At 48.4% G+C, this 16,689-nt stretch carries 12 protein-coding genes; all 12 read right to left on the reverse strand.

Annotation, left to right across the window (positions count from 1 at the left end; genetic code table 11):
- Positions 1–6: 6 nt before the first annotated feature.
- The 12 genes from ACEVG1_RS19230 to ACEVG1_RS19285 all read right to left on the reverse strand — a co-directional run bounded on the left by ACEVG1_RS19230 (position 7) and on the right by ACEVG1_RS19285 (position 16,459).
- Positions 7–3,594, reverse strand: coding sequence for a hypothetical protein (locus ACEVG1_RS19230; protein ID WP_374745358.1), 3,588 nt, complete (start codon positions 3,592–3,594; stop codon positions 7–9).
- Positions 3,595–3,596: 2 nt separating this feature from the next.
- On the reverse strand, positions 3,597–6,533 hold the full coding sequence (locus ACEVG1_RS19235; protein WP_374745359.1) for a hypothetical protein: 2,937 nt from the start codon (positions 6,531–6,533) through the stop codon (positions 3,597–3,599).
- Positions 6,530–10,063: a hypothetical protein gene (locus tag ACEVG1_RS19240; RefSeq protein WP_374745360.1), complete on the reverse strand. Its 3,534-nt coding sequence runs from the start codon at positions 10,061–10,063 to the stop codon at positions 6,530–6,532. The genes ACEVG1_RS19235 and ACEVG1_RS19240 overlap by 4 nt, the downstream gene beginning before the upstream one ends.
- Before the next feature lie 6 nt (positions 10,064–10,069).
- A complete protein-coding gene (locus tag ACEVG1_RS19245) occupies positions 10,070–10,486 on the reverse strand; it encodes a GPW/gp25 family protein (RefSeq protein ID WP_374745361.1) in 417 nt (138 codons plus the stop codon).
- A 3-nt stretch (positions 10,487–10,489) separates the two neighbouring features.
- Positions 10,490–10,777 (reverse strand): PAAR domain-containing protein, encoded by a 288-nt coding sequence (locus ACEVG1_RS19250; RefSeq protein WP_374745362.1) that lies wholly within the window; start codon positions 10,775–10,777, stop codon positions 10,490–10,492.
- A gap of 6 nt (positions 10,778–10,783) precedes the next feature.
- Positions 10,784–12,532: a type VI secretion system tip protein VgrG gene (gene vgrG / locus ACEVG1_RS19255; protein ID WP_374745363.1), complete on the reverse strand. Its 1,749-nt coding sequence runs from the start codon at positions 12,530–12,532 to the stop codon at positions 10,784–10,786.
- 6 nt (positions 12,533–12,538) lie between these two features.
- The gene (locus tag ACEVG1_RS19260) at positions 12,539–13,255 is read right to left on the reverse strand and encodes a LysM peptidoglycan-binding domain-containing protein (RefSeq protein WP_374745364.1); all 717 of its coding nucleotides are present in this window, start codon (positions 13,253–13,255) and stop codon (positions 12,539–12,541) included.
- Complete coding sequence (locus tag ACEVG1_RS19265) at positions 13,255–13,422, reverse strand: DUF5908 family protein (protein ID WP_374745365.1); 168 nt, start codon at positions 13,420–13,422, stop codon at positions 13,255–13,257. The genes ACEVG1_RS19260 and ACEVG1_RS19265 overlap by 1 nt, the downstream gene beginning before the upstream one ends.
- A gap of 10 nt (positions 13,423–13,432) precedes the next feature.
- Positions 13,433–13,924, reverse strand: coding sequence for a phage tail protein (locus tag ACEVG1_RS19270; protein WP_374745366.1), 492 nt, complete (start codon positions 13,922–13,924; stop codon positions 13,433–13,435).
- Complete coding sequence (locus ACEVG1_RS19275; RefSeq protein WP_374745367.1) at positions 13,924–14,358, reverse strand: phage tail protein; 435 nt, start codon at positions 14,356–14,358, stop codon at positions 13,924–13,926. The genes ACEVG1_RS19270 and ACEVG1_RS19275 overlap by 1 nt, the downstream gene beginning before the upstream one ends.
- A 46-nt stretch (positions 14,359–14,404) precedes the next feature.
- Positions 14,405–15,811: a phage tail sheath family protein gene (locus ACEVG1_RS19280; protein ID WP_374745368.1), complete on the reverse strand. Its 1,407-nt coding sequence runs from the start codon at positions 15,809–15,811 to the stop codon at positions 14,405–14,407.
- 93 nt (positions 15,812–15,904) lie between these two features.
- The gene (locus ACEVG1_RS19285; protein ID WP_374745369.1) at positions 15,905–16,459 is read right to left on the reverse strand and encodes a DUF4255 domain-containing protein; all 555 of its coding nucleotides are present in this window, start codon (positions 16,457–16,459) and stop codon (positions 15,905–15,907) included.
- Positions 16,460–16,689 lie beyond the last annotated feature (230 nt).

The raw sequence follows: 16,689 nt of genomic DNA on the forward strand, positions 1-16,689 counted from the left end.
GCTTTTTTATTCCACGATGATTTTTCCTTTGCCGGCCTCCAGCTGCTTCTTTACCGCGGCAAGGGGCTGTTTAAACGTCTTGGTGGCAGTAGGGGTGTCGTCTCCAAATTTGATCTGATGGGTAATCACGAGTTCCGTAAGCTGTTCAAATTCCTTCATCGGGATGCTGGTTTTCGCCTTTGCCGCTTTGCCATTGATGGTCCACGTGGATGTCCCTCCATCGGACAATGCGTTGAGAGCGATATTGACGGCCGTGTTGGTCGTGCTCCGCCTCGTTAAAACGAGGTCGTTATCCGGTAAGCCAATGGCCACTTCGAAGGCTGCGGTGCCCAACGTGAGGTTGAGCACGGCTAATATAATTTGCTCCCCATCGGAATAGTGGTAAGCAATGATGCCATCCCGTAGGCCGTCTTTCATCATTCGGGTAGGGGAGACGACTAATGCGCCTTCCTTGACCGTTACTCCCTTGGGGGCCGAAACCAACTTTATGGAATCCAACGTTTTCACGGGGATAGTCGCCGGATCTTCTTCCACCGGAATCGTTCTGGCCTGTTCATCCCGCACGAATGCAAGGGTCTGTTCGGCTGTGCCACAGATACTTTCACGGATGGCATAGGAGATCGTACCTTTCGGGTTATTTGGCGTCAGTACCAGCGTTGCGTCCGGTGTATTTTCGGCAATGGGCTTGCCGTCCAAAAGCCATTCGGATTTCGATACAGCTCCGTCCGGTAGCGTGGCTTTCAAGGCCAATTGCCAGTTTTTATCACGGTCCGAATAGCTGGCCTGATCGATTCCAAAGGTTGCATTCACCTGCTCCTTTACCGTAAATTGGGCCTCGGCAGAGGCACCGGAAGGCAAAGTGTATTTGACCGAGAATATGCCTTCCCCAAACTTTGCCGGAACAACCGTCAACTCACTTTCAGTACCATTGATCGTTAATTTCCCGCCTTCGGGGCTGGCCTTAATCGCATATTTCTTTTTATCCGATATGCAGAAAATGGTTGGCTCTATGGCAACTGCGGGCATTTCTTCATCGGGCTTACCTGGTTCCGACGGTTCATCCTGCGGTCGGGGGAAAACGTAGGCGACGGGAGGGCAATTGCTTTTACACAGGTAGGGGACATAGAAATCGGCTATTACTACGCCACCGGGCAACCGGCTATCCTGCTTCTCTTCTTCCCCTCGCTTTCTTAACGCGTCTAATACTTTGGAAGCTTCGGTACCCAAGTTCAACCGCTCGATGAGGCTCACGGCATCGGCGTATATTTTGGAGTCTGCCGCAAGCAGTTTGGTGGCGGTTGTTGCCGGTTTGGCCGTTGTAGCCGATCGGCTTGTTTCAATCGGTTGGGCAAGTAATCGGAGGTCCCTTTCGGGGATGATGGGCGAGTAGCGGGCTGAGGAAGGCTGATATACCAATACAAATGTTCCACCTTTGGGCACGCCGGCTTTGTGTTCAAGCCCTCGGTGCGTCTCAAAATAACGTGCAAACGTAACTGCTTCCTGGTATCGATCTAATCGTTTGGTATACTCTTCCTTGATGGCATATAGTTCCTCATTTGTGCAATTAAATAATACATGATTGTTTTTAGGAGCGAAATAGTCTTTTAATGCCTCATTTTCTGAGTTTGCGGATGCTTCGATGATGCTATTGACGGATGCTTCGTATTTGTTCCACAAGGTGCTGTATGCGTCTATTTCAAATTCCTTCAGGCTATGTTCAAAAAGATATCCGAAGATGGCGTTGAGTTGTTGAAGGAATACAAGGAGCATATCAGGCTTGGGCAGCACATACTCAAAAAGCTTCCGGTCGGCAATCAGGAACGAATTGATGTCTTTGGCTACAAAATCCATCAGTTTAACGTCATTATCATCTTTGCCCTGGTCGATGACCTTGCTGATGTAGTTCACTTTTTCGTTGCTAGGCTGCACAGAGATGCCCTTTTGCACAGAAACTTCTTTTTTTATTGCGGCTACCCTTTTTGAGAGCGTAAGTATTGAAGTGGCTTTGTCTACCTTGTGGCTGTCGGGACTTAGTACGTCGCCGATGACTGCATCCCGTTTCGGCCTCAGGCCGCCCACATAGGTCAGGATTCGTTCTACCCGGCATAACAGTCCTGCGATCAGTACATTGTAGCTCGATTCCAAATCGAGTATGTTGCAGGTTACATCGTTTCCATTGACGATCTGCTCCAAATCAACTGCACTTAACGCGACTACCTCAAAAGGCAAATTATACGTATCCCTGGCCGCTACGATTTCAGACAACGCCGTGGAATAATGCTTGCCAACATGACCTTCAATGCGGAAAGCGTTGAACGACTCTATATCGTATAGCAGCTTATCGGGGGCAGCTGTGTCTTTTTCGTTTCGATCTTGCTCAAATCTCCACCATTTGTCTAAACTTTCATGGCGATAATAAAAGGGGATGCATCGGTCGGCCAGTGGTTCTTTGCCGATGTTGCTGGGTCTGATGCGCAATACTTGATTTTTGGACGGTAGCGAACCATCAAACTCGGCTACCATGTATTTGAGCCGTTGTAGCAATACGGCAACTTCTTCCTTGAGGTGCCGTTGGCCATAGAGATAATGCACAGGAATGAAATACTGCCGATAGTCGTCCCAATAACCGAAGCGCGTGGACTCCGACGCCAACCCAAGCGCAAGGTGTAAAGGGAAAGCGTGCTCGTCTACACAGCACGAGCCCGAATAACTTTTCGCTTTTCCGATAAATTCGCGGTATGCCTTGATTAAATCATCGATGAAATCATAGAAGTACTGAATGTAATGGAAATTGCCTTGCTGGTAACTGAACTTATCCCGCAGGGTTCGTAGGTCGAGTTTCTTGAACGGGTTGGATTCCTGGAGTCCCAATATGTTGGCGTATTGGTCCCAGCAGCGGCTTAGATTTTGTCCCAGCTTGGTAAGCATATCGTCATCCACGATATCGTAGAATGCTTGGAGTATCTGCTCGCCATTTTCTAACAGAACGCTTGTCGGTACACCGTATCGTTTCAGTAGGATGGTGTTGAATGCTGATTCGTCATCACCATCGAGTAAATCGGTATGTACCAAAAGGGGCTTTACCACGAAGTCGAGACGCCCTCCTTTGTCGTTGCAGTCATTTGTGTCGCAATTTTTTAGCCGTACTTGCTCGGCTTCCAACAGCAAAACGATTACATATTCGTCCGTTTTTAACGATGAGAGTAGCTTCTTGTCAGTTTCCAAAGTGTCTGAAGGCAGCAATTCAAGGATGCCTTCCACCCCATAGTAGGGCAATGCTTTCGGCTCGCTGTCGCAGCAGGCAATTAGGTTCAAGCTGTTGGGAATCTCAGGAGACGCATAGTCGATGTAGTGGGTATACACCTGCTGGCAATGCTCAATGAGGTAGCCCTGCGAAGTGATGCCATGGCCGTCGTTGACGGAGATGCTTTCATCCGTAACCGTTACTTCCAGTCCGCAAACGATGCCGTTTCCAATGAGCCTCACCCTAGATAGACGAGTCTGCCTATCCAGGTAGTTTACGGTATCGTTCAGGTGGTTGTTTGTCAGTACCTGATCGGCCTCAAAAATGGGATATGACGCAATCTTGTTCATGGTCATTGATTTAAATAAGTGCCTAAAATTGTTCTGCCCAGCATGACAGGGTTCTTTTCGATATTGCTTTCCGCACAATTATGCAAGGTTGCCTGTGGATGGCTATTTTTCAGCTGTGGTAGCAGCGCTAGCAGGCTGTCGTTTGCAGCTTGCAGTGCCAACTCGTCTTTTTTGTCATTTTGAACATAATTGGCCAGTGCTGCTATCCAAGCTTTGTGGCGGGTTTCAAACTGCCTGAGTTGCTCGTTATTAACCCAGCAAACCTTTATTTGGATATGTGCAGGTGCTTCTTCTTGTAGTTTGTTTTCCAAATAGTTTCGGAATGATGGTTGGTCAAAATGGTCGGGCCAATAAGGGAGTACGACCGATGCCCGGAACGAATACGGGTCGAGTTCACATCGGCAATCTGCATCAACCTCACATAGGTTCATTAGGTTGAATGCCCCTGTCCTCGGCCGCAACAAGGTATGTTCGATAAGGTGTAGGCCTTCAGGATCTCCGCATCCTTCCCCGAATTCGGCAGCCAACTTTTCGATGATCCCAGCCGCCGTTTCGGGATCATCAAATGTATCCATGGTTTCCAGCACGGTTTCGTCGCCTGCCAGTAGCGCAATTTTCCCTTCAACGAAATGGTAATTCCCAGCTGCTGATGCCGTGTCGATTACTTTTGCAAGTACGGCCTCGGCATCTTCCTTGGCTGGAAATTTGGATGAAGTCAATACCACCCCGTTGCGCGATGTCATCTCGAAACGATGCATACAGCGGATCTCGCCATCTACATTTTCCTCCTCGCATTCGATTTCGGTATGTTTGATGCAATATAAGAACCTACGGGTCACGTCTTGTATACCGGTCAGTGCACCCATCCGCTTTTCTAATCCGGAAACATTGTCGGTATCCCAAAGCTCGTTGGTCGCCAAATCAAATTCGTCGGTTTGTGGAAAGTAGTTGAAGGCCTTTGACCGGTTCGCGCTCAGTTCCGGATACTGCTTTAGTGTCCGTATTTTTGCATCAATCAGTTCTTCATTGCTGATGCGCTCCGTGGTTTGCTCCTTATAGTTGATTTGATATCGAAGCAATGCAAAGTCGTTGAACGATTCGGCAAACCGAGCCAGCAGATGGTCTAAAAAGCGATTCCGGCGCTCATTATACTGTGTTTGGCGCTCATATATCGCTTGCCATTGCGCGCTGGCAGGACCTGTATTTATTGCTGTTTTCAAGTTGTCAGACAGCAATCCGTCCGTATCTTTGATGTCGCCGAGATACTGGGCGAAGTATGTCTGTTTGATATCTTCGACTGAGAACAAGCGCTTGGCATTTGTCAATTGTGCGAAGAAATCGGCTAGCAGTTGCTCGAAAAATTGCAAGTACCCTTTCAGTTGGCGTTGTTGCGCTTTACGCAAGGTATCCGCATGGGCTGGGAGACCGGATTGGCCTACACCATAAACAGCAGGCAAATCATATTGTACGGGCCAATAACTGAGTGTATCGCGCAGTCGGCCTGTATCGAGGTTTATATCCATATCGTGACCCTTGTGTTTCCCCAACACATATTGGGCCCGCATCACGGATAGGGTATCGCGCACCTCGCTCACACGGGCACGAAATGGATAGTTGTTCTTGAAAAGTATGATTTTGGATTGCGAAAGGCTTAATACCGGTTTATGGTATTCACTAATTGCCATACACCAATCCTGGCCAACGAAACCGTCCATCGGTTCCCCATCGTGCCCGTATTTGGTCATCAATAGGTTCCTGACGGCCAATACACCCTCGATATCCATCAAGAGATTGATGACATCCGAAGTGTATAGATGGGTGCGCAATTGCGTTTCCTCCAACTCCTTCGGATCAACGAATCCATTATTGAGCGGCACACCATTATAGATGTCCTGTGTTTCCCATCCCTTATCGAGCAGTTCCTTCAGTGAATAGAAATTGACGGCCGGACTTAGGTAACGTTCAATGGCGAAGAATAGTTCTGCCTGGACACGCTCAATATCAGTATCGGGAGACACATCAATATCCATGCAGAAAGCAATTTCTTCGTATGCTACCTGTTTAATCGATACGAAATCCTCACATAAATTGCGATGGGCATGCAGCTGTTTCACTACGTGTTTGAAAATCGTATGGATCGTCTTCAATTTCAACAGGAACGTATCTGCTATCTGTTGTACATAATCTGCGTCTTCCAACAGGGTGCCGAGTTGTACTGCTGTTACTTTTCCGGTTGGGGGATGTAAGGTAACGGTCATCCCGAACGGTATGTTATAGCTGGTTCCATTCTCGCTCGTCAATATGAGTTCATACAGTTCGGTGCCACCCGCCTGTTGTGCTGTAACCGAAGCAATCGGCTCGCGCAGGATATCTGAAGGAACATCCTTATACACAGGCAATTCGAATTTTACCACGAAATCGCCCGCCGGGCTGGTTAGCTCTATGTCGCCGGTATTCAGGTCGCCATATTGTTCATCGCTATCAAAGTCCAACACCACATCATACAGACCATTGAGCTGGAGGGTTGTATCCGTCGGTTCAACTTGTAGCACCTTTTCCTGCCGGTTGAGGAAAATCGGCGTTTCTTGGTGCTTGGTAGGAGAGAGCCATGCGTTGTTGATGCCGTCGAGGTCAATCAGTAATTTCCGGTAATCTGCGAGCGTAAACGGATGGTTAGACAGTATTTGCCGTGCTGGGTACAATACCTGGTCGGTGGCGTCGTACAATAAGTGCTCCATCTCGAAAGAGCACCTGTAGCCCAGTTCGGTAATCGCATAACAGAGCGCTTCCAATAGGGTGATTCCCGGATCGTGTGCATTATAATCCGTCCATAAGCTGCTGGCTAATTGCTCTATATGCTTCAATCCCTCCTGCCGCAGGACGTCATAGTCAAGTGCGGGATGCAACTGCTGCGTTTCCGGTATGGTAAAGCTTTTCATACACATTCACAGTTTGATGTTACATGGATCAAGTGCTTGGTGATCCCCTCTGCGTACGAAACCAACACGGAGCGAGAAGAGGTGGCCACGACTTCTTCTACATCGTAGTTGGCGGTTTGAACAGCCGATTGCTCGTTGCGGATGATATGGTGCATTTTGAACGCAGTAAGCACCTGTACATAGGGGCGTTCGTCAATGAAATCAATAAGGGTGCTCCGGTGTATCTTGCCACCGAACGATACCGGTTTCGAAGCATCGAATGCCCAGGGGCAAAGGAAGCGCTCGATATCGTCATTCAATAGATTGACGTGATATGCCTCGTCTTTTCCGGCGTGGAAGGTTACTTTAAATTCGAGCTGGATTTCTTCGAACTGCGGATTCCGGACGTGCAATTCGATGAAAGGGTTTTTAAGATTTTCCAGGTAGGCTGCAATATCAACCAGTGTTCCTATCGGCGTATACGGACGCAAAGAATCTGTGCGGGCAGATTTGCTTATATCCGGAATCGTTACCAATGTTACATGTCCTGGGTAATTTTCGCAAAACATGGTCGCTCCCTGTTCTTCGATGAATCCCGCTCGATTGATGCACTTCGCTTTGTAAATCGAAGGAAACTGTTCGAGTACCAGGTGTTCGTAGTCCCACATGGTAATGGCTCGTTGTTTGTGCCGGAGCCGCTCGCTGACACGTGTATAGAACTGATCGGCTGGCTCAGGGGGCCGCCCTCCGAATGATTCCGATGGTTGCTCGATGCGTTTAATTGCTGCATTGCTCACCACGAGTTTAGAAATCGTTCCTTTCGGTTGGATATCGTGGAAATAATTGTCTTTTTCTTCGTCTTGTATCAATGCTACCTGCGCAGCCTGCGCACGAATGGACGTCAGTTTACATACGGCATCAAGCGACCCTTGTACGACCACTTTTACCCAAAGCATCCCTGTCGGCATCACAGTACCCCCGAGTGTTGCTTCCGCTGGAAGTGACACCGTGACAATCCCCGTGCGTGTGAGGTGCCTTGTGCCGTCAATCAGTTCCTCTTTATCAAATAGTTGCCATTCGTTGTCGCCATCGAGGTAATACCACTGTACTGTTTCAATTGACTTAAGTGGGTTGGAGCTGCCTTCAACGACTTCTACAAGTAGTGAGACGGTATTGGGTGACTGGATGCCGGCCAGCCCAATGAACAGTTCACCATTGTTTGAAATGACGGGCAGAAGCCCCAAGCGCTTCTTATTGCCTATTTGCCTGTAACCAAATGGAAAGAGGTGGAAAAATGCGGACCCGCTTTCGTGTGCAAAGGGAATCGTTTCCGCCGCCGAATAGTTCAGCTCGAATTTGTCTAAAACTAGTTCCGGTGGGGTAGGGGTCGAGTTCCTCATCATCCTGAACCCTTCAAACTGTGCCGCAGAAACCACTGTCTTCAACATCTGCGAATGTGTGTCTTCAACCTTTACTGCACTCTTTTTTATCTCGGTTTCTTTGATTTCGCTCACACCTGAAATGGTGTCAAATAACCCCGTAATAGCAGAAGAAGTTTGCAGTGGGATTTTCATCAACTTGGTTTCGTTGAAGCTTTGTGTCAAACTGTCCATGAATGACGACAACGAATATCGACTGGTGGTTAAAGAGAGCCGGATATGGCCGTCCCGATCACCGGTACCATAAGCGAGTTTGGTCCTACCGGTTGCATCCTCCTCTTGGATAGGATGGCCGGGCATGGCAAGTGTATAACCGCCGCTTGCGGTACCAATGGCCAGCCGTTGCCAGCGACCACGGAACAGATAGTCGGCAGAGAACGAGGCGGGTAGATCGCTGGTCATGCTCAATGAGGTCAATGGCTTCTGGAATAATTCGTCGCTGCCGATGTAAAAGCCGGCGCCCTGCCTGGGCAGGTCTCCAAATGGTTTGAACGGTTTGCTGCCATCAAGCAATCCAACATCGTTGCTGAGAAGGGCATCTTTGTAGCCTTGTACTTCCACGCTAAGCCTTATTTCGTTGATAGCGTGTTGGGCCAATAGGTCATAACTCACGTTGGAAGCGTCCTGATCAAAATAGACCATCAACAGGGGTAGGGCGGTATCGATATTGTACTGATGGATTTTTTCGCTATAGGCTTGGACCGCTCCTTTACCGCCGTCAACAGTGATAGAAAATTTGAACCCGCCACTCTGTGGTTGATAACCAACCTGTACTTGATCGTCTATCCAACCCTTTTCCCCGGTCAATCGGGTCTTAAAAGTGATGTTATGGAGGAGCGATTTCATCTTTCTGGACCGCAGTTCGTTGAACCGGATGGATACGGTGATAGTCCGCTCTCCGCTTTTCAGCAGTAATAGTTTTGACGCGATGGCGAAACCCGTCGGTGCCACTGGAGCGGTTGCGTCTCCAAAGAGGAATACAGAAGCTTGATCAACGTCTTGGGTCGCATATAGTTGGCCATGGGTCTTATGGAGTGAATGGACCTTGGCTACCTTCGCTTGGTTGAGTAAAACGTCTTGTGATAGTCGATAAACAAGCGGCTTACCGTTTTTGTCCTTTCCCCCTTTAAACAAGGTGCCGTCTTTTAATAGGTAACGGTTTACATGCTTATGCAGGTCAATGATGAGATGGGCGCTATCCGGCTTGGATTTTCTGGCTTTCAGCTGCAATACATCCTTATAGTAATATTCCAAGTGGTTTTTTCCATATTGGTTCAATTCGTACTGTGCGTGACTGAACAACCGCAAAAAAGCTTGTATCAATGCGAGATGTGGCTGATGTTTGTCATAATTTTTGAGGGAATCGGTAAATAGGGCCTCCGCCTTTTGGATAGCCAATGTTGTAGCCGTCAACACGGTATTTATCTGTTGTTGGAAGAGGTTATGGTGAACTATGAAATTGATTTTAGACAATTCGTCGGTATCGGGGACTGTTAGGTTGAACGGCTCCGGGGTATCACCGATATAGTGGAATCCATACGTTTCTAAGGAAGAATTGAGCGGCACCAATGGTGCCAATGGATCTGTGGCACTTGAGGTAGGTAATAAGGACAGGTTGGCATCCTTGAACGTCAAGAGTGCCCGTATGCCCTTATCCATTTTTGAGGCGATGATATTGGCAATATCACGTTGATAGTCTCCGTTATCGGTTAGGAGTGTGCATTGTTCATCAATAGTTTTGGCCAAGGTATACGCAAGGTCAAACACGAATTTGAAACAGCGTTTCGCCTCTTCGCTGTCTGACCCCTTCACCGCTACGCGAATACGTTTCACAAGTGATTTGTGGTAGTTGTTGAACACCATTGGCTCTAAAGTGGCCAAAGAGGCGAGGACGATGCTCAAATCTCGTTGAATGAGCGGTTCCCAAGTTCCTGCCGCCGTATTATCCTGGTCAAAGTAAGTGACGTGGGCTGCATAGCGTTTCACAAACAGCAACAGTTGGGGGAGGTTGCGTTCATCCACCTGAGCAAAAGTTGGAGATAGTGATGCGAGCGACCTGCTATATTGAGCCGTTCCCTCACGTATCAAGCTGTTTTTATCAGAGCACGCCATGGCTTATCATTTTACTTCGGTACCTTCCTGTAGATAAAAGGGGAAAACATAATTGAACCGCGAATTGGTGGCACGTATGGTGTAATCCACCGTGATGAGAATCCGACCTTCCTGTTCACCCGTATCGGCCAACTCGATGTTGTTGACGTCGATGCGGGGCTCGTGGTATAATATGGCCGTTTGTATCAGATCTTTCATATAGGTCTTCATGGTTGTTGTCAACGGTTCAAACAACAACTCACCTAAGTTGCAGCCATAGGTGGGTAACATTACCCGTTCGCCGGGGCGGGTTGAAAGTAGGATTTCCAGGCTGCTACGAATGTCTTCGCCATCGCTGAGCATGTCCACGTTTCCGCTCCGGTTGTCAAACTGTGGCGGAAAGCTCCAACCCGTGCCCAGAAAAGACTTATGTAATGCTTCCATGGCTCATCCTCCTATGATTACAGTCCCACAGCCGCTGGTGATGGCGCCGCCGTGGGCAGTTGGGTCGCCCATCCGCGCTGCCGGCAGTCCACCGATCAATACGGTTGCTGAACCTTTGACAATGGTGTTCGGCGGTCCTGGGCATACACACAAATCGCTCACCCGTGCAGCAGGCAATCCACCTATCAATACCGTCGGGCAACCTGCGGGCATGATTACTCCGCCCACGTGCGGGTTGGGACTCGCCATCGGACAGGTGTGCATATCACTTACTCTTGCGGCTAAACTCATGACTGATTAATTAATTTTTACCATCGAACCCTTTACCTCGGTAATTCCGGAACTTTCTATACTCAGCGACCCAACTCCGGAAAATTTGGCCGTTGCATCGGCTTTGATATCCACCTGTGGGGCCGATACCGATAAGGAGCTTGTCGCTTTTAGCGTCAGGTCTTTTGCTGCAGATAACGTGATTCCGCTGTCGTCAAACAACAACTTGTTACCAGCGCTATCTTCCATTGTACACAAGCTGTTGCCGTCATCCAACACCAGTTTCCGCCCGCCCGGCGTCTCGATGGAAATCCGTTTGTTGCCATCATGGATGACAATAGCTATACCCGACCGAGACACATACCCCTTTTCATCATTCGCGTCTTCTGCTGTAAGGGGGGCAGGTTTCGCACTGCTGTGCAGCATCCCAAGCACAATCGGGTAGTTGGGATCATCGCCCAAAAATCCTATGATCACTTCGTCGCCAACCTCAGGCATGAAAAACGTACCCCGGCCATCGCCGGCATCCAGCGTAGCCAACCGTGCATAAAGGCCATCATCTGCAGTATTGATAATCGGTAAGCGTATCTTGATGCGTCCTTGGCCCGCGGGGTCGATGATATCGGTCACTACACCTACCTGTAATCCTTGCGTTGCTACGAACTGGCCGGTAAACGAAACGGGATGCTCAGGAAACAGTGTTTCCGAAAAGAATATATCGTCCCAACCCAGCGTCGCCTCAGTCATCCAGTTTCCGTCACCATATGCATGGCGTACGGCCGATACGAAAACCTTTCCATTGAATTGGGTACCCAGTCCGGATAGCGTGAGAAAGGAGCCTGGAATAACAATGGATTCTCCTGAAAACTGTACTTTCCCCTTAATTTTTGAAAGGGCCTGTTTGGTCTTTTTCGCGTTTGCAAGCAACTGGAGCGATTGTGTTTCCATGGAACCGGACACGCGGATTCCAAGGGGTTTGTCCATAATCTCTGCCAGCTCGTCCGTAGACATCGATCCGGCATAAGCGGTCGGGCCACCTGCGCCTTCGGACGTCACGACGTCCTGATTTGTAGGGTCCCATGCGTGGCTAGCTATTCCCTGGGTTTGTACGCGCGCATCAACCGTAGCTTCAAATGAAACAATGTTATGTCCGTAGGAGAGGGTCAATGCGGAAGACGTATCCTCATTGGGTTTCCGTATTACAATTTTCCCCTGGTCAGTGGAATAATAGAGGCCATTTACATCCAGTCTTGTCATCATGAAATCCCAGTCACTGATCTGGTTTTGGAGCAATTGCTCGTGGACGACATCCGTAGAAGCCACCTCGTAATCGGAGAGGCCATTGTCAGCCAGCAATTGCTCGGCCACATCCGAGTCTTTCACTTCCGTGTAGTTTCGGCTATTTCTAGCGATGGTCATTCTCACAGTTTCATGCTTGCAGGTAACAAGCAATAACGACTGTGTATCCTGTATCTGATGACTGTTTGCGGTGACAAGTCCTTTGAACACGGTGGTATTATCCCCATTATAACCTAGTTTGATCTCGACAAACTTTCCTGGAGCTAACAATCCGCTGCTACTTACCTCGAAATCTTGCTCATAGGGGTTCCCATCCGCAACGGTGAGTGTAGCCGTTGGGACTTTATTGAGCGAACTATCAACTTCAATACCCACAACATGCAGCGCGTGTGGCAACTCATCTGCCGCCGTCAATGCCGGTTGGCTTCCGATAAGTATGGTGTGGGTCACCAAGTCGCTATTGTTGGATGTGGACATAGCTGCTTATTTTTCTATTGGCGGAAAGAAGAGTTTTGTGCCGGGCTGAATGTTTCGAAATCCGTCCAATTTATTGAACGCGGCCACTGCGATGTAGTACGCATCGCGCCCGTAAATTTCAGCAGCCATGCGATCCATACGCTCGGCGCCGGTAAAAATACGCTCATGGGTAATGTCTGGGCTCTGCTTGTTCTCGATGGCCTCGCGGAGATTGTCTTCGATGCTTTCCGTAAAGGAACATTTTGCTACCGCGCGCATGGGGGTGCCATCTGCGGTGAAAACCTTATATTCGATGTCGATTTGGTTCAGCACACCTTTGAAAAGCAATGTACCCCAATGGATCTTCAGGTAGTAGGGGCGGTGGGTATCGCCTTTAAATTCGATGATTTTCTTTTTGAAGTCCTCTATTTGCTCGGCTACCGAGACAGGCTTGGCAAATGGATTGGCTACTGAGATATTCAATGCAGCGGCATTTCTTACCACGCCGGTGCTGTCGAACAGGAAATCAAACGTAAATTTCTGGGGCTTGATTTTGTTGAATTTCATCTTCACCGATGACTTCCCTCCAGCCTGTGTGTCATCATACTCGAATTCGTATTTGCACGTATAGGTCGACGGATTGATCAGCGCATGGAACTTCTCGCCTGGGGCTTTCCGGGAGAATGCGGCATCGAGGTACGGTTCGATGTACAGCTTTTCAGCAGATGTAAGGTCGCCAAACATTATCGTTCATTTTTTTGTTTTAGTCGCTGTAGCACTTTTCTAAGCACTTCATCGGTAATTTCCCTTTTCAGCTTTGTGATACTGGCCGATGCCATCGGTGGGGCAGTATGTTGTTGCTCTGCAACCACTACCGCCTTAATGTGGAGTTCTTTGATTTCAATGGGCATAATCGTTTTCTTAGAAGCTAACCGAACCGCCGATGCTTGCCGTAGCAGACAGTAATGAATCCACGCTGATGATATCAAAATACTGGTAGCTCAACGTGAGACTTTCTACCACCACCGTACTTTTTTCTGCATCGAATGCGGATACAGACCATTTCTTAGGAATTGCATTGACAACATACCAAGCCTGTACCGGTATATGTTGGTCGTTCAGTAGTGCAATCAGTATGTTTACTGGCTCAAAGACAAAGTTTTCGAACGCATTTTTACACCACACCAGGATTCCCGATCCGATAAACATACCGCGCTTCAGTACCAAATCGCTGTACTTGGCTTTCACGGGTAGTTCCCAAGTGAAGCGGTTCTGCCCCCCTTCTGCAATGGGTTCCATTTCCATCATCATTTCCAATCCGCTCACTTCCTGAAATCGGAAATCGTTGGGCGTTTGTGGAAACAGCTCGAATGCCACTGAAAAGTGAAAGCCGACGGGTGGATAGGAAAACATTACCCTTCATTTTGAATGGTTAACCCCTCATGCGCAACCTCGATGGTTTCAATTGCCACGTCGTTGCCTGTGGAACTCAAGTCCGTTGATTGCACCTTTAGCGGCCAGGCATTCTTAATTTTCCACACCACCACGGGTTCGTGGTTTTCATTCAGCAATGAGATCACAATGTCGCGGCGCTCGATGGTGTTCAGAGCTACGGTATTCCACCAATTGTAGAATTCGTTGTCACCTTTGAAAATGCCTCGTTTCAACATGATGTTGGAGAAGCTTTGCAAACCGGGCATTTTGATTTTGTGGTATTCCGGACTTGCCCCGTCACGGTACTCAATTGGCTCGATAGATACATCCAAACCAGATACCTCGCTGAAGCCGATTTTTGCTCCACCCCATTCTACTTGGAAATGGAACTTAGGTAGGGGATAATTTGCCATGTTATTTCAGATTTATAGATTCAACATCAAATGAATAGACAAGGTCCTATGATTCTTGCATTTTGTGCGAGAACCGAAGGATAATAAATTCTGCGGGGCGTACGGCTGCCATACCGATTTCAACAATCAGTTTGCCTTCGAGGATATCCTGAGCGGTCATCGTTTGGTTGAGTCCGCAGCGCACGTAAAATGCATGCTCTGGCTTACTTCCCGCCAACGCACCTTGGCGCCAAAGTAAGGTGAGGTAATTTTCGAGCATTGCCCGTAGCTTTACCCAAGTATTAGCATCGTTCGGCTCAAACACAAATTGCATAGTTGCTTTTTTGGCCGATTCCTCAACGGTGATGAAGAGCCTACGTACATTTACGTATCGCCATTCGTTGTCATTTCCCGCCAAGGTGCGCGCTCCCCATACGAGGAAGCCTTTGCCCTGAAACGACCGGATGGCGTTCACCGATTTTCCGGTGGTGGCATCGATGTTCATCGAGCCTTGCTCGGCATCGGAAATGCTGGTACTAAGGCCATATACCGAGTTTATCGATACATTTGCCGGAGCTTTCCATACCCCTCTCGATCCATCTACGCGAGCGTAGATGCCAGCCATTGCGGCAGAAGGAGCCAGGGTGGGGCTCAATTTGTTGCTAATGGTATCTGTGCAGAGGTTATAGATAGCCGTTTGGTTGGTTTTCAACGTATTTAATTTTACCGCTGCCGCGGGCGTACCGTTTGTTACAATTACCACATTGACGGCTGTATCTACATAGGCGTATTCAAAAGTCGTTTTTAGGTAGGGATAGTAGACCGCTGCGTAATTCAGGCTGTCATTTTTAACGAACTCCGCCCTGAAGGTGTTGATGGTATTCGTCACATTGGTTCCTTCATTATGTACATCCAGTAACGTGAATCTGTCCTGAAGCAGTACACATTGGTCGATTGCCTTTCCCACCAGTTCGTAGTATTTGTCTTTTGCCAGCGACAGCCCGTCCGGAATAACGATGATGGTTGGTTCATCGGCAGTGGCCAACGAATTCAATCCAGCTTCTAAGGTGGTCGTCGTAATGTTGGCTGTAGTCGGTGCCGCAGATACGATATAGCATGGTCCGCCACCATTGGCAAAGTACAATCGCAGGCTGTAATACATCTTATACTTCGATACCTTGTCCGAGGGCAGTTCCGCCGTCGCGGAAAGCGTGGTAACAGTGGTGCCTTCCGTTGTTTGGTTTACTGTCACTTTGATGTCGGATTGGTTTTCGGGTCCACCGAAAAGCTGTTCATACTCCTTCAGCGAGAATATCTTGGTAGGTTGGTTCGTCAGCGGCTCGCCCAGTTCGTTTTCGGCTTTTTGGGTATGTCCGATAAATGCCGGGACTGCGGTTTCGACCTGGGCCACGGATGGTGGGAATAGGGGTATTTCGTTTACATATACCCCCGGCGTTTTGATTGCTGTTTCCATCGTTGTGAATTTTTGTGATTATTAGTTGGATTGCAGTTACACTTTTTTAAGTTCAATGATATGTGGCCGCGCTCGGTTTTCGCCGGTAGCCAGTTAGTTGTTTTTTCCTTTAAAGCGGGCATGGATTTCTCTGACGGGTGGTATCGGCCCATCCAATACACTATCGATGGTCAGCATACGCATTTTGTAGAGGATGGAGGGACGGTATTTCCCGCCCAGCATCGACCAAAGCTGCTGCAGTTGCTCAAGCCCTAGGGTCACCATTTCCATCGTTAGTAGCTCAATGTTGTCTTCGGCGAGCCCTGGAATATCAGCGGCTTTGAAGACAGGCCGTTTTTGGAAGAAAGCGATGATTTCCTGTAGGTTTTGGAGGTTATTTGCATAGCCCGATCCATATGCTGTGAATAAGAGGGAAAGATCGAGGTGCACCGGTGGGTTTTTGGGCAGCAAGTCGCCATTTACTTTGACGACATATTGCTGGTCTCGGGCAAGTCTTACCTCCTCAATGTTTACAAGGGAAATGACAATGTCAGCATCGTTTTGGTCATTATCCTCTGTATCGAGTACTGCAATATTGGCAATGGATACGGTGGGGGCGAGGTCGTCGTTTAAGATGCGCTGGATATTCTCAATAGCAGGATAAAGCATTTCCGTAGTCGTTAGTATCGATAGTCATTACCGATAACACAAATATGGAAAGGTTCCAAAATGTGGTCAATACCCATTTTGGTGTATTTTACTGAGAGTTAATTGGTTTAGGTTTAACGATTTTCAGTTGGGCTTAAACAAGAAACGCCCCGCTGCGTTATGCAGCGGGGCGTTGTAGATTTTGGCGCCGACCTACTCTCACGCCTTTTACGGCAATACCATCGGCTCGG

It is taken from the genome of Parapedobacter sp. 2B3 (assembly GCF_041925275.1).
GTDB lineage: Bacteria > Bacteroidota > Bacteroidia > Sphingobacteriales > Sphingobacteriaceae > Parapedobacter > Parapedobacter pyrenivorans_A.